The sequence below is a fragment of the Candidatus Formimonas warabiya genome (genome assembly GCF_002777255.1).
In the GTDB taxonomy this organism is placed as follows: Bacteria; Bacillota; Dehalobacteriia; order Dehalobacteriales; family Dehalobacteriaceae; genus Formimonas; species Formimonas warabiya.
The window spans coordinates 2,204,246-2,223,401 of record NZ_CP017634.1 but is presented as its reverse complement, the minus strand read 5'-3'; the positions used below and the strand labels follow the sequence as shown (position 1 = coordinate 2,223,401).

Annotated in this window: 19 protein-coding genes; 17 read left to right on the top strand and 2 right to left on the bottom strand. The window is 49.5% G+C overall.

Going from position 1 to position 19,156, the window contains the following annotated elements; all coding sequences use genetic code 11:
- Positions 1-44 precede the first annotated feature (44 nt).
- The 7 genes from DCMF_RS10405 to DCMF_RS10375 all read left to right on the top strand — a co-directional run bounded on the left by DCMF_RS10405 (position 45) and on the right by DCMF_RS10375 (position 7,362).
- Positions 45-1,970 carry an aconitate hydratase gene (locus DCMF_RS10405; RefSeq protein ID WP_148134369.1) on the top strand — a complete coding sequence of 642 codons (1,926 nt, stop codon included), beginning with the start codon at positions 45-47 and terminating at the stop codon, positions 1,968-1,970.
- 61 nt (positions 1,971-2,031) lie between these two features.
- Positions 2,032-3,243, top strand: coding sequence for an NADP-dependent isocitrate dehydrogenase (locus tag DCMF_RS10400; RefSeq protein WP_148134368.1), 1,212 nt, complete (start codon positions 2,032-2,034; stop codon positions 3,241-3,243).
- Positions 3,244-3,325: 82 nt separating this feature from the next.
- Positions 3,326-3,616 (top strand): 4Fe-4S dicluster domain-containing protein, encoded by a 291-nt coding sequence (locus DCMF_RS10395; RefSeq protein ID WP_148134367.1) that lies wholly within the window; start codon positions 3,326-3,328, stop codon positions 3,614-3,616.
- A complete protein-coding gene (locus DCMF_RS10390; RefSeq protein ID WP_148134366.1) occupies positions 3,613-4,752 on the top strand; it encodes a 2-oxoacid:acceptor oxidoreductase subunit alpha in 1,140 nt (379 codons plus the stop codon). Before DCMF_RS10395 ends, DCMF_RS10390 begins: the two co-directional genes overlap by 4 nt.
- Positions 4,753-5,574: a 2-oxoacid:ferredoxin oxidoreductase subunit beta gene (locus DCMF_RS10385; protein ID WP_148134365.1), complete on the top strand. Its 822-nt coding sequence runs from the start codon at positions 4,753-4,755 to the stop codon at positions 5,572-5,574. It begins immediately after the preceding gene.
- Positions 5,575-6,135, top strand: coding sequence for a 2-oxoacid:acceptor oxidoreductase family protein (locus tag DCMF_RS10380; protein WP_148134364.1), 561 nt, complete (start codon positions 5,575-5,577; stop codon positions 6,133-6,135).
- A gap of 27 nt (positions 6,136-6,162) precedes the next feature.
- Entirely contained in the window at positions 6,163-7,362 is a 1,200-nt protein-coding gene (locus DCMF_RS10375; protein WP_148134363.1) for a DUF401 family protein, read from the top strand.
- Positions 7,363-7,493: 131 nt separating this feature from the next.
- Here DCMF_RS10375 and DCMF_RS10370 read toward each other — a convergent pair whose 3' ends face one another.
- The gene (locus DCMF_RS10370) at positions 7,494-10,061 is read right to left on the bottom strand and encodes a WD40/YVTN/BNR-like repeat-containing protein (RefSeq protein WP_148134362.1); all 2,568 of its coding nucleotides are present in this window, start codon (positions 10,059-10,061) and stop codon (positions 7,494-7,496) included.
- 351 nt (positions 10,062-10,412) lie between these two features.
- A complete protein-coding gene (locus DCMF_RS10360) occupies positions 10,413-10,805 on the bottom strand; it encodes a pyridoxamine 5'-phosphate oxidase family protein (protein WP_148134360.1) in 393 nt (130 codons plus the stop codon).
- 133 nt (positions 10,806-10,938) lie between these two features.
- Between DCMF_RS10360 and DCMF_RS10355 the strand changes: the two genes are divergently transcribed.
- From DCMF_RS10355 to DCMF_RS30225, 10 genes are all read left to right on the top strand, one after another.
- Positions 10,939-11,295 (top strand): winged helix-turn-helix transcriptional regulator, encoded by a 357-nt coding sequence (locus DCMF_RS10355; protein ID WP_148134359.1) that lies wholly within the window; start codon positions 10,939-10,941, stop codon positions 11,293-11,295.
- Positions 11,296-11,677: 382 nt separating this feature from the next.
- Positions 11,678-12,247, top strand: coding sequence for a 4Fe-4S dicluster domain-containing protein (locus DCMF_RS10350; protein ID WP_214659253.1), 570 nt, complete (start codon positions 11,678-11,680; stop codon positions 12,245-12,247).
- The gene (locus DCMF_RS10345) at positions 12,244-13,134 is read left to right on the top strand and encodes a CoB--CoM heterodisulfide reductase iron-sulfur subunit B family protein (protein WP_148134357.1); all 891 of its coding nucleotides are present in this window, start codon (positions 12,244-12,246) and stop codon (positions 13,132-13,134) included. The genes DCMF_RS10350 and DCMF_RS10345 overlap by 4 nt, the downstream gene beginning before the upstream one ends.
- The gene (locus DCMF_RS10340) at positions 13,131-15,110 is read left to right on the top strand and encodes a CoB--CoM heterodisulfide reductase iron-sulfur subunit A family protein (RefSeq protein WP_148134356.1); all 1,980 of its coding nucleotides are present in this window, start codon (positions 13,131-13,133) and stop codon (positions 15,108-15,110) included. Before DCMF_RS10345 ends, DCMF_RS10340 begins: the two co-directional genes overlap by 4 nt.
- Complete coding sequence (locus tag DCMF_RS10335; RefSeq protein WP_214659252.1) at positions 15,101-15,529, top strand: hydrogenase iron-sulfur subunit; 429 nt, start codon at positions 15,101-15,103, stop codon at positions 15,527-15,529. The genes DCMF_RS10340 and DCMF_RS10335 overlap by 10 nt, the downstream gene beginning before the upstream one ends.
- Positions 15,526-16,383: a 4Fe-4S dicluster domain-containing protein gene (locus tag DCMF_RS10330; protein ID WP_148134355.1), complete on the top strand. Its 858-nt coding sequence runs from the start codon at positions 15,526-15,528 to the stop codon at positions 16,381-16,383. Before DCMF_RS10335 ends, DCMF_RS10330 begins: the two co-directional genes overlap by 4 nt.
- 14 nt (positions 16,384-16,397) lie before the next feature.
- Positions 16,398-17,399, top strand: a complete 1,002-nt coding sequence (locus DCMF_RS10325; RefSeq protein WP_214659251.1) for a 4Fe-4S dicluster domain-containing protein — start codon at positions 16,398-16,400, stop codon at positions 17,397-17,399.
- Positions 17,392-18,231, top strand: coding sequence for an FAD/NAD(P)-binding protein (locus tag DCMF_RS10320; RefSeq protein WP_148134354.1), 840 nt, complete (start codon positions 17,392-17,394; stop codon positions 18,229-18,231). The genes DCMF_RS10325 and DCMF_RS10320 overlap by 8 nt, the downstream gene beginning before the upstream one ends.
- 202 nt (positions 18,232-18,433) lie before the next feature.
- The gene (locus DCMF_RS30230; RefSeq protein ID WP_214659250.1) at positions 18,434-18,766 is read left to right on the top strand and encodes a tyrosine-type recombinase/integrase; all 333 of its coding nucleotides are present in this window, start codon (positions 18,434-18,436) and stop codon (positions 18,764-18,766) included.
- Positions 18,730-18,990, top strand: coding sequence for a tyrosine-type recombinase/integrase (locus DCMF_RS30225; protein ID WP_148134352.1), 261 nt, complete (start codon positions 18,730-18,732; stop codon positions 18,988-18,990). The genes DCMF_RS30230 and DCMF_RS30225 overlap by 37 nt, the downstream gene beginning before the upstream one ends.
- Positions 18,991-19,156: the final 166 nt, after the last annotated feature.

Here is a 19,156-nt window from a genome sequence, read left to right as displayed (position 1 = left end):
TCGTTGGTGCAGGAACCCGATGAAAAATTGTAGGAGGTGCTTCCATGGGTTTAACAGTCACACAAAAAATTATTCAAGAACATTTGGTGAGCGGAGAAATGAAAGCAGGTGAAGAAATCGGCATCAAAGTTGATCACACTTTAGTCCAGGATGCCACCGGCACCATGGCCTTTCTCCAGTTTGAGGCAATGGGTATTTCCCAGGTAAAGACAGAAAAAAGTATGATCTATGTAGACCATAATACTTTACAGACGGGTTTTGAGAGCCCTGACGATCATGTTTTCCTGCAGGATGTCGCGTCCAACATTGGGGTAATTTATTCCCGGCCGGGAAACGGTATTTGCCACCAGGTAAATTTGGAACGTTTTGCGGAACCGGGAAAAACCCTCTTAGGGGCGGACAGCCATACCCCGACCGCAGGTGGTGTAGGCATGCTGGCCATCGGGGTAGGCGGCCTGGATGTAGCTGTAGCCATGGGGGGCGGTCCCTTTTATCTGACCATGCCTAAAATTATCAACATTAAACTGACCGGTCAACTGTCCCCTTGGGCCAGTGCAAAGGATATTGTTTTGGAAGTGCTGAAAAGGCTTTCCGTGAAGGGCGGACTTAAAGCCGTATTGGAATATAGCGGTGACGGGGTAAAAACGCTCAGCGTGCCGGAAAGAGCCACCATTACGAATATGGGCGCCGAAACCGGAGCCACCTCTTCCCTTTTCCCCAGTGATGAAATAACCCGGGAATTCTTAAAAGCGCAAGATCGGGAAGAAGCCTGGAAGCCGCTGTCTGAGGATGAGGACGCCGTCTATGATCAGGAATTGGTCATTCCCTTGAACGAGTTGCAGCCCCTGGCGGCCTGTCCCCATAGCCCGGATCATGTGAAGACCGTTCAAGAACTGGCTGGGATGAAGATTAACCAGGTGGTAATCGGCAGCTGCACCAACTCTTCCTATTTGGATCTGATGAAGGCAGCGCAAATACTCAAAGGGAAGAAAGTTGATCCGGATGTCAGTCTGGTTCTGGCCTGTGGCTCCAGACAGGTATTTCAAATGTTGGCGGATAACGGCAGTTTGGCCGAGATCATCAGATCTGGGGCCCGGGTTTTGGAATGCGCCTGCGGTCCTTGTATTGGCATGGGGCAATCGCCTAAATCGGCAGGGGTTTCCCTAAGAACCATTAATCGAAACTTTAAAGGACGGACGGGAACGAAGGATGCCCAGGTTTATCTTGTCAGTCCGGAAACTGCTGCTGTTAGTGCCATTACAGGAGTGATAACCGATCCCGCCGGTATGGGGGAACCGGTGTCTGTGGCCTTACCGGAAAGATTTGCCGTTGATGACAGCATGTTTATTTTCCCTGCCTTTGATCAGAGGGAAATCCGGCGGGGACCCAATATTAAAGCTTTGCCGGTGCAGGAGGAGATGGCGGATGATCTTCAGGGTGAAGTGCTTTTGAAAGTAGGGGACAACATTACCACGGATCAGATTATGCCGGCCGGTGCCAAGATCCTTCCCCTGCGGTCGAATATTCCGGCCATGGCTGAGCACGTATTTGAGCCGGTCGATCCCACTTTTCCCGGCCGGGCCAAAGAAAAAGGCGGCGGCATTATTTTGGGCGGCGACAATTATGGTCAAGGCTCCAGCAGGGAACATGCTGCTTTAGCTCCCATGTATCTGGGGGTGAAAGCGGTTATTGCCAAGTCTATGGCGAGAATTCACGGTGATAACCTGGTGAATTTCGGTATTGTGCCCCTCCTTTTAGCCGATCCCAAGATCTATGAAACCATTGCCCAAGGGGATCAACTGGACGTGAAAGGGATGAAAGCTGCCGTCGAAAATGGTGCGGAAGAATTAAATGTGCGCAATCTGACCTCAGGAAAAGAATTTTCCGTAAAATTACTGCTCACGGCCAGGCAGAGAAAGATCCTTTCCGGAGGCGGCACCCTGAACTGGATGAAAAAACAAAATAGGTAAGGCGATGTATTTTTCCCGGAAGAATGGATGACGAGGATAAATTTTTAGAGGGGGTAGTCGTATGAACAAGAAGATTCAAATGAAAACACCTTTAGTGGAGATGGATGGCGACGAGATGACCCGGATCATCTGGCACGCGATTAAAGAGATCTTGCTGAATCCTTACATTGATTTAAAAACGGAGTATTACGACCTGGGCTTAAAAAATCGGGATGAAACCAATGACCGGATTACCATAGACGCTGCGCTGGCCACAAAAAAACATGGCGTTGCCGTGAAATGTGCCACGATTACGCCTAACGCCCAAAGGGTTCAGGAGTATCACCTGAAGCAAATGTGGAAAAGTTCGAATGCTACGATCAGATCCATTCTGGACGGCACTGTCTTCCGCACCCCCATCATTGTCAACAGTATCAGGCCTTTTGTAAAACCGTGGACCAAACCGATCTCCATTGCCAGGCATGCCTATGGGGATCTTTATAAGAGTGTGGAAATGCGGGTGCCGGGAGCCGGAAAAGCAGAGCTGGTATTTACAGCTGAAAATGGTGAAGTATCTAAGGAAACTATTTTTGATTTTAAGGGTCCCGGAGTGCTGATGGGGATGCATAATATCGATCAATCAATTGTGAGTTTCGCCAGATCCTGTTTCAATTTTGCCCTTGACCAAAAAATGGATCTCTGGTTTGCCACCAAGGATACCATTTCCAAAACATATGACCACCGGTTTAAAGATATCTTCCAAGAGATTTTTGAGCATGAGTACCAGGAGAAATTTACCGCGGCGAAAATTGATTATTTCTATACCTTAATTGACGATGTGGTGGCCCGGGTCATGCGCTCTGAGGGAGGAATCGTCTGGGCATGTAAAAATTATGATGGAGATGTGATGTCGGATATGGTGGCTTCTGCCTTCGGCAGTTTGGCCATGATGACCTCTGTCTTAGTATCCCCTGACGGCTACTTTGAATATGAGGCTGCGCACGGAACGGTGACCCGGCATTATTACCAGTATCTGGCGGGGAAAGAAACGTCGACAAATTCCATGGCAACTTTGTTTGCCTGGACGGGCGCATTAAAGAAACGGGGGGAATTAGACGGCATTCATGAGCTGGTGGATTTTGGGCACAAACTGGAAAAAGCGGCCATCAAAACCATTGAAGAAGGGGTGATGACGAAAGATCTAGCCCAACTTTCAGAGTCTCCGGATAAAAAAGTGGTGCAGACGAAAGATTTTCTCAAAGAAATAGATACCCGTTTCAGCGCCCTGGGGTAATTTTCTTTTGGCGCATCAGAAAAGAAAAATGAGCTCTCTGAGTAGCATGGGATAAAGCATCAAGAGGCGGAAGAATTGTTTCATGTTCAACAAGATAACGCTGCAATTGATCATTGTGGCGTTATTCTGCACATTGCTCCTGTCTCAATTAAGTTTCGTTTGCGGGGAGGAAAATATGGAAAAAAAATATATCGTTCATCTCACGGATCGTTATTGCAAAGCCTGCGGGATCTGTATCGGGCTCTGCCCCAAAGGTGTTTTTACAGAAAATTATTTAGGCAAAGCAGTGATTGATCATATGGACTCGTGCACCGGCTGTAAGATGTGCCAGTTCCATTGCCCTGATTTTTGCCTGGAGGTGGCAGAAGCATGACCAAGAAAACAGGAATTGAAGTGATCCAAGGAAACGAGGCCTGTGCTTTGGGCGCCTTGGCCGCAGGGGTGCGCTTTTTTGGCGGCTATCCCATTACTCCCTCCACGGAAATTGCGGAAGTGATGGCAAAGGAGCTTCCGAAGCTGGGCGGGAAATTTATTCAGATGGAAGACGAAATCGCCGGGATGGCGGTGATTATCGGGGCCAGCTTAACCGGTAAAAAAGTGCTCACGGCCACCAGCGGTCCCGGCTTCTCTTTGAAACAGGAGAATCTGGGCTATGCTTGTATCGCCGAGGTCCCCTGCGTGGTCGTGAATGTAATGCGGGGCGGCCCGTCGACAGGTCTTCCCACCAGTCCGGCCCAGGGGGATGTGCTGCAGGCCAGATGGGGGACCCATGGGGATCACCCCGTGATTGTTCTTTCTCCATCTTCCGTGAAGGAGTGTTATACCCTAGCCGTGAAGTGCGTGAATCTAGCGGAAAAATATATGACACCGGTGATTTTTTTAATGGATGAAGTGATCGGGCACCTGAGAGAGCCGATTAATTTTGATGAAGTAAAGGACTTAGAAATAGTTGACCGCAAGAAAACGGAAATAGGCGCAGGGGAATATGTATCATACAGTGCCGAGGCAGACCACATTCCTGTCCTGGCTCCCTTTGGCACAGGGTATCGATATCATGTCACCGGATTGACCCATAACGAAAGCGGATATGCGACGATGGCGACCGCGGAAGTAGATCGCATGAACCGACGCTTGATGGCCAAAATTGATCGCCATTTGGCGGAAATTCTGGCATGGGAAAGTGACCATGTAGAGGAAGCCGATGTGGTGCTGGTAGCCTATGGCAGCGGGGCCCGGTCCGCGAAAGAAGCGATGAAACGTTTAAATAGTAAAGGATACAAGGTAGGGGTGTTCAGGCCTATTACCATCTGGCCCTTCCCGGAGGCAGAACTGAAAAAAATCGCCCTGGGGGTAAAAGCGATGATCGTACCGGAAATGAACCTGGGACAATTGAAAAGGGAAGTAGAACGGATTGTGGCCGGTGCTTGCCCCGTAGTAGGCGTAAACAAGGTAGACGGGGAATTGGTCACCCCTGAAGAAATTATCGCCGGAATAAAGGGGGTATTTTAAATGCAGGGGGCCTATGAAAAATACTTTCGGCAAGACCGTCTGCCCCATATCTGGTGTCCGGGCTGCGGCAACGGCATTGTCCTGGGGGCTTTTGCCCGGGCCATGGAAGAAATGGAGATGAACCAGGATGAGACAATCATCGTCTCAGGAATCGGCTGCTCTTCCCGGGCCACCACCTATTTAAACTTCAACACCTTGCACACTACCCACGGACGGGCATTGGCATTTGCCACCGGGGTAAAGCTGGCCGAACCTCGATTACAGGTCTTTGTTTTTATGGGGGACGGAGACGCCACGGCCATCGGCGGCAATCATCTCATCCATGCCTGCCGGCGCAATATCGACCTCACGGCCATTATCATCAACAATAATATTTATGGCATGACCGGAGGCCAGTACTCCCCTCTTACCCCTACAGGAAAAAAGGCAACGACCGCTCCTTACGGAATGATGGAACGTAACTTTGATCTCTGCGCGCTGACCAAAGGGGCCGGTGCTACATTTGTGGCCCGGGGCACAACCTATCACGCCAAGCAGTTAACCGATCTCATTGTCGCCGGCGCCCAACACAAAGGTTTCTCGGTCATTGAGGCAGTCTCCCAGTGTCCCGTCAGTTACGGCAGACGGAACAAAATGGGAACCTCCCTGGACATGTTAAAATGGGAAAAAGAAAACGCCGTCCATGTAAAGACAGCAGCAAAAATGAATCCGGCAGATTATCAGGGCAAATTCCTCATCGGAGCACTCTATCAAACAGAGGCCCCGGAATACACGGCGGCATACGACAGGCTGATGGATGCTGTCCAGAAAGGAGAAAAATAAATGCAGCAAAAATGGGATCTCAGACTGAGCGGTACGGGGGGACAGGGATTAATTCTGGGCGGAATTATTCTCGCCAGCGCGGCAGTGGTGGACGGGTACAATGCCGTGCAGTCCCAAAGTTACGGGCCGGAAGCAAGAGGGGGGGCAAGCAAGGCGGAAGTGATCATCTCTACGGAGGCTATTTTTTATCCCAAAGTGGGGGATGCGGATATTTTTTTAGCCATGTCCCAGGCGGCCTATGAAAAATACTCGGGTCAGATCAAGGAGGAGACGATCATCATTATTGATTCCACCCTGGTAAAAGAGCTAAAAGGAGCCCATCGAGGAAAATACTATCCGGTTCCCATTACGGGCCTGGCCAAAAAAGAAACAGGCCGGGAAATGACGGCAAATATTGTTGCTCTGGGCGTAATTATGGGCATCACCCATGTGGTGTCGGAAGGGGCTCTGAAGAAAGCCGTTTTAGCCCGGATTCCTGCCGGCACGGAAGAACTGAACATGAAAGCATTAAATGCCGGCATACAGGCGGGAATAACAGCTACCCCAAGTCAGGCGGGTTAATAAGTGAATGGGAAGGGGGGCAAATAGATGGAAGGGTTTAAACTGATCAGTACATTTTTATTGATGGTATTTCTGATCTGGCGGCATTTACCTGTGAGTTACGTCATGCTTATCTGTTCAGTGGTACTGGCATTCATCTACCGTACCGGGCTGCTTGATTTTTTCATGATGGTTTGGCATGGGGTGATAAACCCTGTCACCATTGAGCTGGTCGTTATTCTCATACTGATTATGATATTGGAAGTACTTTTAAGAAAAGAAGGGTACCTGAATCGGATGTTGTTGGCGCTGCAGGCAGTTGTGCCGAACCGGCGGGTCGTGATGGCTCTTTTGCCTTCCTTTATCGGCCTGATGCCCTCGGCAGGAGGCGCGATTTTTTCCGCGCCCCTTGTGGAACACGCCGCGAAAGATCTTACGATCACGCCGGAACAGAAAAGCTTTATTAACTTCTATTATCGCCATGTCACGGAATATTTTCTGCCTATCTATCCCAGCATTTTGTTAATTGCCCAGCTTTCGGGAATCCCGATTCAACATCTGATTTTAGCATTAATTCCTTTTGGTGCCCTGGTGGTAGTCATGGGTATTCCTATTTTAAAAAAAATTCCGGTGCAGAAAGAGGTAAGGAGCGAAAACGGGGAACGCTCTAAAATAGCGCGGGAACTGGTGCTGAGCGCTCTTCCTTTATTTGTTGTGGTATTTCTGGTGCTGGCGGTGCAGACAGAAGTTTGGCTGGCTGTGGGCATCGTCATCGTCGCCCTTCTCATTTATCACCGGTATACACCGGTAAAAATCTGGGCGCTTTTTCCGGATCTTAAATTAAAGACCATTATTCTGGTATTCACCGTGATGATTTTTAAGCAAGTTTTAGAAGATACAGATGCCGTAGCCGGGCTGCCCTTGCTATTGGATAAACTGCCCGTCCCATCCTATTTTATTTTTATGGCGATTAATTTTCTGGTTGCCTTGATGACCGGCCATATGGTGGCGATTGTGGGCATCGGTTTTCCTATTGCCCTGGCCGCAATGGGTGCCAGTTTTGACTTGCGCACGGCAGTGCTGCTATTTATTGCCGGATTCACCGGACAGATGCTCACGCCGGTACACCTTTGTCTAACTTTGACAGTGAATTATTTTAAGGCAAACCTAAATAAGGTAATCAGGCTGTTAGTGGTTCCGGAAGCGGCTTTGCTGGCGGTAGCATTGGTGATATACATTATTTTTTGATTCATGCCTACCAAAGAATTGATCACTTGGATTTACCGGTGTGACAACACTTCCAGCGTGCAGGCACGTATGAATTCCTGCCAGTATTTATACTTGTCCCATGATCAAAAGGAGATTGCCGCACCGGTGGTTCATATGCCTGGGGAAAAACGGATCCCATTTACTTTCATTTGATGATTCTGATATGCATAAGTCAGGTTAAAGTCACCTAAAAAGCCGGCAGGTGAAAGCTGTGCGCCAACTCTCACGGTGACATCACCCCCTTGGATGGAATAATCAATGATGGAGCCGGTCCCCAGCGTGTCAAACCAGCTTTTTTTCTCCGCGACTTTGGCTGTAATATCTTTTTCAGGGAATACAAGGGTTTTTTGATTGTCAATGGTGATTTTTACACCGCTTTGATCAATTTTTGATACCACCCGTTTCTCCAGTGCGCTCAGCGGGCTTTGAACGGCAATTTCGGATAGATCCTCCCCATTTAAGACATGTATTTCCTCCACCAGCGTACCGGTGCCTTCGCCTTTGCACAAAATAACGATCAGCTCCTTCTGTCCGTCGCCGTTTACATCCGCATAGCCCAGCTCCGGCAAGAAGGCGGGCGCCTTATAGGTCTTCCAGGGAAAACGCTTTGTTTTGTCGTTTATGGAAAGCGTGATATCGGAAAACATTTCCCCGTGCAAAGAAGCTGCCGACAGCCATGTTTTGCCGCTATCCAGATAGGCAAGGACAGTGCCCTCCCTTTGACCGTTAACCTGTTTTGGTTCGGTGTAGCCGGAAATCATGAACTGTCCCTTTTCCAGGGCAAAGGATAGGGTCTGAAAATAGTAGCCCGCAAAACCGTCCAGGGTCATGTAAGCGTAGGTAAGCACAGCTGTATCATCGCCGGGTTGTACCGTAAAGCCGTCTACCCATGGGCTTAACTGACCCGTAACCCAGTCGCGTTCTTGATAGTCTTCATATACTTTCTTTTGGAGGTCCGGGTTCATCAAATCGTACTGTGCTTTGCCGTCCCGGTTTTTGAACGCTTCGCCCCATTTCCTGGCTAGGTCCTGAATCTGCATCCGGTCCGTATAGATCAGGGCGCTTTTGGCTATTTCAGCCGCTTCTCCATGGACAAGAGACGAGTCAAAGCACAAATCATAGGCAAATCTGCTTTTTTCGGGGATCAGATAAATATGCACTTCGTCCACATAGGAATCGTCATGGGCCGCTGCGGGTTGGCTACGCCGGATGATCACCTTTGTCGCGGCATACGGGTAGCCTTCAAGGGGTTCCGTGCTAAGCGTGTTTGCATGATTCCCCTCAAACTGGGAGAGGGCGCGCGACGCATCATAGCCCAAACGCATCAGCGTTCCCAGTTCTTCACCGCCTTTCGTAAAGCTGACGGTGCTGTCCGCTAAGGCGACGGCCTCCCAATCATCGGGAATTGAAAAAGCGTACAACCCCGTATCAACCCTTTTCCAATCTGTGGTGTCGGTATATTCCTCCATTTCGATTTCCGTTTTGCACGCCGTGACCACCGGCCGCCCGTTTTCCTCCCCAAAAGTGAGGCGCTCCACGCCCCGATACTTGCTGGTCGAGGAGTCTGTGTACCAATAGGTAACGACGGCCTGTGTGCCGTCCAGAGCTACCTGGTAGCTGACCACCCATGGGCTGGACCAGCGGATGACAAAATTGTCCGGAGAAAGCTGCTGCGCCCGGAACCCGTTCTGCATTTGGCTGCTCATAATCTCGTAGCGTGCTCTGCCGTCTCTTGTGGCCCAAGCGTCCGCCCAGATAAGAGCGAGATTGTATTTTTCATGAAATGTCCATGTTTTCCCAGCGTCCGAGGTTTCATATTGCACGGTGACATCCACAGGATTCCCGTTCCCTTCATTTTTACGGAAGGTTACCGGCAGAACGCCTTTCGCGCCGTCGAAGACAGGAGATAAGGCTGTGGCGTAGGTGGCAATATTTTTAAAGGAGTCCGGTATTTCAAGAGCACATTTTGTCCATGTTTTTCCCTTGTTTTCCGTGCGGTAGACCACCGGATTAGGATCGGCGTCATAACGGAAGGAAACAAAACCGGTGTTTTCGTCGGCAAAACCCGCCCCGGTAACGACGCGTGCATAAGTGTCGCTGGTATTGCCGGTTTCGGACCAAGTCTTTCCCCCGTCCGACGTCACAAAGATCCTGTTATTTTGATGCCCCATGGCAGCGCCTCCGGCGAGCAGCAGCCAGCCTTCATTTGGGGTTGTAAAGCCCAGATATTTCGTTTCATAATCAACCGTTTTCGGGTCCGTAACGGTGTAGCTGTTCCAGGTTTGCCCCTGGTCCTTGCTGATCAGGACGGAAACAGGCGGTACCTGACCCCGGTACTCTTTATTATGTCCGCCATAGGCTACGGCCGTCACTTCATCCGATATGTAGACGGCCTTGTCTGCCAAATATACCGACTGATCCTCGGTATCCGGCGTAAGCGGCACCACGGCGGTTTTCTTCGTGCCATAGGATATGACAAATTGATTCCCTTCAAGTCCATACCAGTTTCCCGCATGGAGAAGGGCAATATTGTCAATTCTCTTTTCCCCGCCGCCGTCGTTCCCACTGTAAGCCACGGATGCCCCGGTAATTCCTATGGCCACAATGAGGGCGCATAAGGTGATCACGCCCTTGCGCCTTTTACTCCTGTCAAAAATATTCGCAAACCGTTCCTTCATGGTCTTTTTGCCTCTTTTCGTTGATAATGGCTCAGTTCGTGCCTTAAAATGATCTTCAAATCTTTGTCGCTGTAATCCAGATCCGGCAGCAGTAAAAGCGGAAGGAAAAATCGGATGATCATGGAACTGGGCACTTTTCTCACTCTACATGACGAATAAAAGGCCGATATGGTTCCATCAAAAGTTGCCTTAGACATAAAAATTTTTCTGTCTCACAGTCTTTCCGAACGGGAAATTAAGTAGAATGATTTTAATTATAGTTCGGCAAAAAGAGGCAGGCTGGTGTGGTACCAGCCTGCCCGGAGAAATGGGGATTTGCTGTTCTAGAGGAGTCATATTTTAGAGAGCAAATCAGAACTTGATCACCTTAGGCGCCTCTGTGAAAGAGGAGATGGTTGCTGTGGCATCCTTGAGATAAAGAACCTGGGCGTTGCCGTCGTCAGCCGCATACATGCCCTGCAAGGAAGGATAGGCGTCCAGCATATGCTGCCTTGCTTCCACTCTGTCATCCTCGACCGCAACCGCTTCCACGCGAATCCACTTGCCGTCTGCCATGCCGCTAAGTTCAATTTTCGGATTCGCCTGCATCTGTTTTGACACATTTTTGACCTTGCCCGTTTGTATGTAAAGCTTGTTCTCAAAGATATTCACCGTGCCAAAAGGACGAACTCTTGGCTGGTCACCGTCCATGGTGGCGAGATAATAAGTTTCGCACTTTTTCAAAAACGCATAAACTTCTTCCATGAATACTTCCTCCGTTTCTTTTCGGGATTGACTTCCCGTCCTTTTTTCTATATTATTACATCATAGCACGATATAATATTCAAGTACGATTTTTTATCATAGTAAGTATCTAATAGATACTAAAGGAGAAATTATGCAAGAGGATTTATTCGGGATTTGCCCCTATGTGACGGCGCAAAAATTGCTTACAGGGAAATGGACGTTGCTCATTATGTACCACTTGAGCATCAAAACAATGCGTTTTAATGAACTGCAAAGAGTGCTGCCCAATTTGACGCAGGCTACTCTGACAAAGCAGCTGCGCATGATGGAAGAGAACGGCCTGATCAACAGAAGGGTCTACAGCCAGATTCCGCCCAGGGTGGAGTATTCGCTGAGCGAGTTGGGCGATCATTTCCAACCTGTTTTGGATGCGCTCCAAGTATGGGCGATTGAATATATTGATTATCTGAAAAACAATAAATATCAAAAATGCCAAAGCGACAAGTAAAAACTACTCGTCGTTTTTCAAAGCGAGCCGGCTGCACGCAGTTATATTGACGCTTGATCAAAGTAGTTTAGCATGGTACTGCGCATTACCCCATCCTGAACCCATAATGGACTGGTTATCTGTGGGAATCAAGAAAAGATGTTGTAGCAGGACGGGAATATGTGATAAAATGCACAATGTAGGACGATTAAATTTTTTTATGAGAAATGTAAAAAAAATAAACATTGGTAATAAAATTTCACGTAGGAATTCCATGAGAATCGATCGAATAAGTCATTAATAGGATGCTCCCATCTGATGATGTTTGTTCAAGTTTGGTATGGATATATATTCGGTAGCAAAAAGCTTCAGGAATATTATTTTAAGGAAAGAGGGGGTAAGTATGGAGGGAATTGAACTGACGAGCGCCGCCGCGCGGAACCGGGACGAAATCAAAAGGATTCAACAAGAAGCAGGCGTCAACATCACGGATTGTTATCAGTGCGGAAAGTGTTCTGCCGGCTGCCCGGTAGCTTTTGCCATGGATAAAACGCCCCGGCAAATCATTCGACTGCTCCAGCTGGGCATGCTGGAAGAAGCCCTGCAGTCCCGGACCATCTGGCTGTGTGCGACTTGTCAAACGTGCAGCACCCGGTGTCCCAGAGATGTGGACTTGGCCGCATTAATGGAGACGGTGCGCCAGACGGCCAAGAAAAAAGGAATTGTCAAAGAAAGAGAGATCAACCTGTTTAACGACATTTTCCTGCAGAATTTAAAAATGTTTGGCAAGTCACCGGAAGTAATTCTCAGTGCCTTGTACAACCTGCGCTCCGGTAAGCTTTTTCAGGATGTGGATTCTGTTCCCCATTTATTTTTAACAGGAAAGGCCCATATCATGCCCGAAAGGACCAAGGATATGCGGTCTGTGAAGAAAATCTTTCAAAAGTGTCTGGAAGGGAGGGAGCATAAGTGAGATATGCTTATTTTCCCGGGTGTTCCTTAAGCTCTACCGGCATTGAATTCGGCTTATCCAACAAGCTGGTGGCCAAGAAATTAGGGGTAGAATTGGTGGAGATGCCTGATTGGAACTGCTGCGGAGCATCAGCTGCCCACCTTACCGATCATATGCTGTCCCTGGCTTTGCCCGCCCGGAATTTGGCCCTGGCGGAAAAGGAAGGATTGGGCGATGTGGCGGTTCCCTGTGCGGCCTGTTTTCTCAGGTTTAAGGCCGCGGCGGAAGCGGTGAGAAAGTCTCAGGAGATGCAAAAAAGGATCAGCAATATTATTGAAATGGACTACCAGGCCAAAGATGAGGTGATCTCCTTTTTAGACGTTTTAGGGAAAAGGGTGGGATTGGAAAAAATTCAGGCCCAGGTGTCCAAGCCCTTAACCGGGATGAAGATCGCCTCCTATTACGGGTGCCTGCTCGTTCGTCCCGCGAAGATTGCCCAAAGTGATGATCCGGAAAATCCCATGGTGATGGACCATATTATGGCTGCCTTGGGGGCGGAGCCGGTGGACTGGGCTTATAAAACCGAATGCTGCGGGGCGGGCCATGTGGTGGCCAAACCGGCTGTGGGCAAGAAAATGATTCACGATATTTTAAGAAACGCCCAGCTAAACGGGGCCGAGGCCATTGCCACTGCCTGTCCTTTGTGTATGTTGAATCTGGATATGCGGCAGAAGCAGATCAATGCTAAAATGGGCACCAATTTCCAAATCCCCATTTATTACTTCACGGAATTGATGGCTCTGGCTTTCGGCTGTGCGCCCAAAGAGGTGGGCTTGCCGCGACATTTTGTGGCCGCGGAAAAACTGATCCAGGATGTATTTGGTCGAGCAAGGAGGGAAGGCGCATGAGACGTGTAGGGGTTTTTATTTGTCACTGCGGTACGAATATTTCCGCTACCGTGGATGTGGAAAAAGTGGCGGAAGCGGCGAAGGCCATGCCCAATGTGGTCTTTGCCATGGACTATAAATATATGTGTTCCGAACCGGGCCAGGCGGTAATTAAGGAAGCGATCCAGACCCATCAGCTGAACCGGGTGGTGGTGGCTTCCTGTACGCCGAGAATGCACGAGCCTACTTTCCGGAAAACATTGGCCGGTGCCGGGTTAAACCCGTATTTATTTGAAATGGCCAATTTACGGGAACAGTGCTCATGGGTGCACACGGATAAGGAAAAAGCGACGGCAAAGGCCATTGATCTGGTGAGAATGGCAGTGGCCAAGGTGGCCAGGAACCAAGAACTGTTTACTTCCACCATTCCGGTGACCAAACGGGCCTTGGTGATCGGCGGCGGTATTGCCGGCATGCAGGCCGCTTTAGATATTGCAGATGCGGGCCACCAAGTTACGCTGGTAGAAAGAGAGGCAACCATCGGCGGGAAAATGGCCATGCTGGACAAAACTTTCCCCACTTTGGACTGCTCTGCCTGAATTAGCACGCCGAAGATGGTTGCTGCGGCGCAGCATCCGAATATTGAGGTTTTGACCTATTCCGAGGTAGAAGAAGTGGGCGGCTATATCGGCAACTTCGAAGTAAAAATCAGAAAAAAAGCCAAATATGTAGACTATACCAAATGCACCGGCTGCGGGCTTTGCGAAACCAAGTGTCCCACCAAAGTGGCCAGTGAATATGATTTAGGGCTGGGCAAACGGCCCTGTATCTACAAACCATTTGCCCAAGCGGTACCCAACAAACCGGTGATTGATCCGGTACACTGCCGGAAACTGGTGAGCGGCAAGTGCGGCGTGTGCGCCAAAGTTTGCCCCACCGGAGCGATCAATTACGAAGACCAGGATGAGATCATTACGGAAGCCTTTGGCGCCATTGTTATGGCCACCGGTTTTGATCTGTTTGAATGGGAGCAGGCTTATGGGGAATACGGATACGGGAAGTATCCTGACGTGATTTCCGGCCTGCATTTCGAACGGATGTCCAATGCCGCCGGACCTACGGGCGGAAAGATCGTGCGCCCCTCTGACGGCAAGGAACCGAAAACCGTAGTGTTTATTAAATGTGTCGGGTCCAGAGATACCCAGAAGGGGAAAGAATATTGCTCCAGAGCCTGCTGCATGTATACGGCAAAACATGCTCACCAGGTGTTGGATAAGATCCCTGATTCCCAGGCTTATGTCTTCTATATGGATGTGAGGACGCCCGGAAAGGCCTATGACGAATTCTACAACCGGACTTTAGAGGACGGGGCGGTTTATCTGAGAGGACGTGTGTCTAAGATTTATCCGGAAGGAGATAAGCTGATCTGTAAGGGCGAAGATACCCTGATCGGCAAGCCTGTGACAGTAGCGGCTGACCTGGTGGTTCTGGCCACGGCTATGGTTCCTGCCGCAGGATATGATAAGATTGCCGGCACGGTAGGTTTCTCCATTGATAAAGACGGTTGGTTCCAGGAGGCACATCCCAAACTGCGTCCGGTGGAAACCCATACCGGCGGCGTATTCTTAGCCGGGGCCTGCCAGGGGCCCAAGGATATTCCGGATACGGTGGCCCAGGCCAGCGCCGCCGCGGTGAAAGTGTGCGGCCTCTTCAGCAAGAGCGAAATGGAAACGGATCCTATGATCAGCCATGTCAATGAAGAGAAGTGCTCCGGCTGCGGCATGTGCGTGCCGTGCTGTCCGTATAAAGCCATCGAGTTGAAGACCATTAAGGAAAGAGATCATGGCAAGACGGTGGAAAGAAAAGTAGCGTCTGTGAACACGGGACTTTGCCAGGGCTGCGGCGCCTGTACCGCTGCCTGCCGTCCGGGCGCCATTGACTTGCAAGGGTTTACCAATGCGCAGATTCTGGAGGAGGTGGATGCGCTGTGTCTGTAGAAAACAACTGGGAGCCGAAAATATTGGCTTTCTGCTGCAACTGGTGTGCTTATGCCGGGGCCGATCTGGCCGGGTTAAACCGGATGAAGTATCCGGAAAACGTGCGGGTTTTACGGGTCCCCTGTTCCGGGCGGGTCAATCCCCAATTTGTGCTGCGGGCCTTTCAACGGGGCGTAGACGGCGTTTTGGTGGCCGGCTGACACCCGGGGGACTGCCACTATGTTAGTGGCAATTACTTCACACGCCGCCGCTTCCTGCTCATGCAGAGGTTCCTGGAATATAACGGAGTCGATCCGGAGCGTTTCCAGGCCCGGTGGATTTCTGGTTCGGAAGCGGAAAAATTTAAACAGACCATGGTCGGTCTCTGCGAAGATATCAAGGCTCTTGGGCCGAACAGGAAGTTGAGGGATGCCAAATGAGCGAGATCACCGCGAAAATGCGTGAAACTGCCAAAGACCTCTTGGAAAAAGGGGAAGTGCACTATGTGATCGGTTGGGAAAAAGGCAGATTCCCCCACCAGTCTCCCCCTGCCTTTGTTACTTCTGCAGGAGATGTAGAACGCCTGGTCTGGGATGAGTACTGCCTGGCGGGAACAGCCAAATACCTGCTTGATGATAAATTCCCGGACGGCAAAATAGGCCTTTTTGTGCGGGGCTGTGATGCCCGGGCAGTCAACCGGCTGCTGCAGGACGGGCAAATCAAAAGGGAAAATATCTACTTGATCGGCATTCCGTGCCGCGGCATGAAGGATCCGGATACGGGAGAGACGGCGAAAAAGTGCCTGGAATGCACCCATCCCAATCCCGTGGTATTTGACGTTATGATTGGCGAGAAAGTGGCGGAAAAGGACAAACCGGAACGGTTTCATGCCGTCACCGAATTGGAGAAAAAATCTGCCGACGAAAAATATGAATACTGGGCGAAGCAGTATGATAAATGCATCCGCTGCTATGCCTGCCGCAATGTTTGTCCCGCCTGCAACTGCAAAGAGTGCTTTGTGGACCAGTACCGGGTGGGCTGGCAGGGAAAACAGAACAACCGGGCGGAAAACCAGTTTTTTGGCTTAACCCGGGCCATGCATATTGCGGACCGGTGCATTGAGTGCGGCGAGTGCGAGCGGGCCTGTCCCATGAACCTGCCCCTGATGGAACTGAACCGAAAACTGATTAAAGATATCAATGAACTCTTTGGTCCCTATGAGGCGGCCGTAGACCCGGAAGAAAAACCGCCCCTGGGCTATTACAAAGAAGACGATCCGGAAAAATTCATGTAAGGAGGTGGACAGCAGTGAAAACCTTAGCCAAAAATAAAATCAAAGAAGCCATTGAGATTCTTGCCAAAGAATCAAAGGTCCTGGTACCGATGCAGATAAACGGGATCAGCAAGTTTGCCCCCTGGGGCAGTGAAGGAACACTGGATTTGGAAGCCGTGAACACTGTGCTGCCACCGAAGGACCTTTTATTCCCTAATACCGAAAAGATGTATTCCTATAAAGTCTCCAATCAGGAAATTACCGATTATACCGTGCACAATGAGGCAGAGCAGCAGGTTATTTTGGGTGTACGGCCCTGTGATATGCAGAGCATCAAGTGCATGGAGGATGTTTTCCTGACCAAGTCCTATGAAGATGAATTCTTTAAAAATAAACGGGAGAAGCTGCTCACCGTATGCATGGGCTGTGCCAAAACCGCGCCCACCTGCTTCTGTGATTCCATGGGATTAAACCCGGGGAAACATGAAGCCGCCGATGTCCAGCTTTATGATTTAGGTGATTCCTACGGTGTGGAAGCCCAGTCCGAAGCCGGTCAAGAACTGGTGTCAAAATGGCAGGGTTTATTGACGGAGGGGGAGGGAACGATTCCTCAGCCCGCCTGTACCTTGAAAGTGGATATGACCGGCGTACCGGAGAAACTCTCCAAAATGTTTGAAAGCCCGGTTTGGAAGGAAGTGAGCCGGAAATGTATCGGCTGCGGGACCTGCACCTATCTCTGTCCCACCTGCTACTGCTTTGATATTGAGGTGCGCAATGACGGGAATGAAGGATACCGGTTCCGGTGCTGGGATTCCTGCATGTTCTCCGAATATACCCGGATGGCGGGGGGCCACAATCCCCGGCCCAGCAAAACGGAACGGATCCGCAACAGGTACCTGCACAAGCTGGAGTACTTCAATGAAAGATACGGCAAAAACCTCTGTGTGGGCTGCGGCAGATGCCTGGCCAAATGCCCGGTAAATATGGATATTACCTTGTTTATCGACCAGTTGAAGGAGGTGGCCGTCAATGAGTAGCTGCAGTTGTGAAACCAACAATCCTTTGGTTCCTGTTTTGGGCACCGTATTTAAAATCGTGGAGGAGACTCCGGATATTAAAACCTTTTTCGTCAGCACCAAGGACGGCAAGAAACCTTTTACTCCCATGCCTGGACAGTTGGGCATGTTCTCCCTGATGAACCTGGGGGAAGGAATGTTTTCCGTCACCGCCCAGGGAGAAAACCACCTGGAGTTTGCCATCAAGAAATGCGGCATGCTCACCGACGCCCTTCATGAAATCAGACCCGGCCAGACCGTAGGGGTTAGAGGACCATACGGGAACGGGTTCCCCATCGATAAATGCAAGGGGAAAGATATGCTTTATATCGGCGGCGGGATCGGGTTAGCCCCAGTTCGCTCCTTGATCAGGTACAGCTTTGAGCACCGGGATGATTTCGGCAAAATCGATATCATCTACGGAGCCAGATCCCCAGAAGATTTGTGCTTCAAAGAAGATCTGTTTGAAAACTGGCCCAAAGAAAGAGACACCAAAGTTCACGTCACAGTGGACAAAGGGGATGAAAAATGGACCGGCAACGTAGGATTCGTTCCTGCCTTTCTGGAACAGGTCAATCCCGACCCCCAGGGCAAGATGGTCGTTCTCTGCGGCCCGCCCATCATGATCAAGTTCTGTCTGCAGTCCTTGAAGAAAATGGGCTATACCGATGCACAGGTGATTACCACTCTGGAAATGAGAATGAAGTGCGGCATCGGCAAATGCGGCCGGTGCAACATCGGCAGCAAGTATGTCTGCCTGGACGGCCCGGTATTTACCATGGAAGAACTGCAGGGCCTGCCCAACGAATTCTAAAAAAGTATATTGTTGATCAGAGACCCCGGCGGCGTAAGCTGCCGGGGTTTGCTTATGTTTGCTGCTTGTAAAACAAAGCTGGGATATTTTTCACAGGACGACATAAAAAGGAAGGAAATCCCCGGAATATGCAGAAGTAGGAAATAAATAACATAAAACCGCAATTTTTCTCTAACAAGTGCTTGGCCGGTTTGACATAGTAATGGCTATTCCTCGACCTAAAAAGGAAAATAAATTACCTTTGGTTCTCAGCCAAGATGAAATAAATAGAATCTTGGCGTCACTTCAGAATTTGAAACACCGGGCTATTTTATTATTAACATATTCGGCTGGTTTGCAGGTTGGTGAGGTGTTAAGATTGAGGGTCGAAGATATTGATAGTTTAAGGATGTTGATCCACATCCGGCAGGGGAAAGGGAGAAAAGACCGGTATACCATGTTATCTCCGGTGGCTTTAGACGGATTACCTATATATGTAAAGAAATATCAACCTAAAACATGGTTGCTTCCGGCGATAAGGAAGAAGGTCATCTAACTGAACGTACGGTACAGAGAGTTTTTGAAAACGCTTGCGAAAAAGCAGGCATCAAGAAAGATGTTTCGGTCCACGCACTGAGGTACTCATTTGCAACGCATCTTTTGGAGGGTGGGACCGACTTAAGATATATTCAGGAACTGCTGGGGCACAAAAGCTCTAAAACTACAGAGGTATATACCCATGTCAGTGAACAGATAATAGGGAAAATCAAAGTCCGTTAGATAGAATATTTTTAGACAGACATAGTTAGGTATTCACGACACTATGTCGCAAATCCCACTATTTTTGGCATATAAAGCGACATTGGTTCGGAGATGCAAGAGTTCTACAACATATCGTACAAAGGTCGCACCGTCCTGGTGCGGGATAAAAGAAAGTATTCCTTTT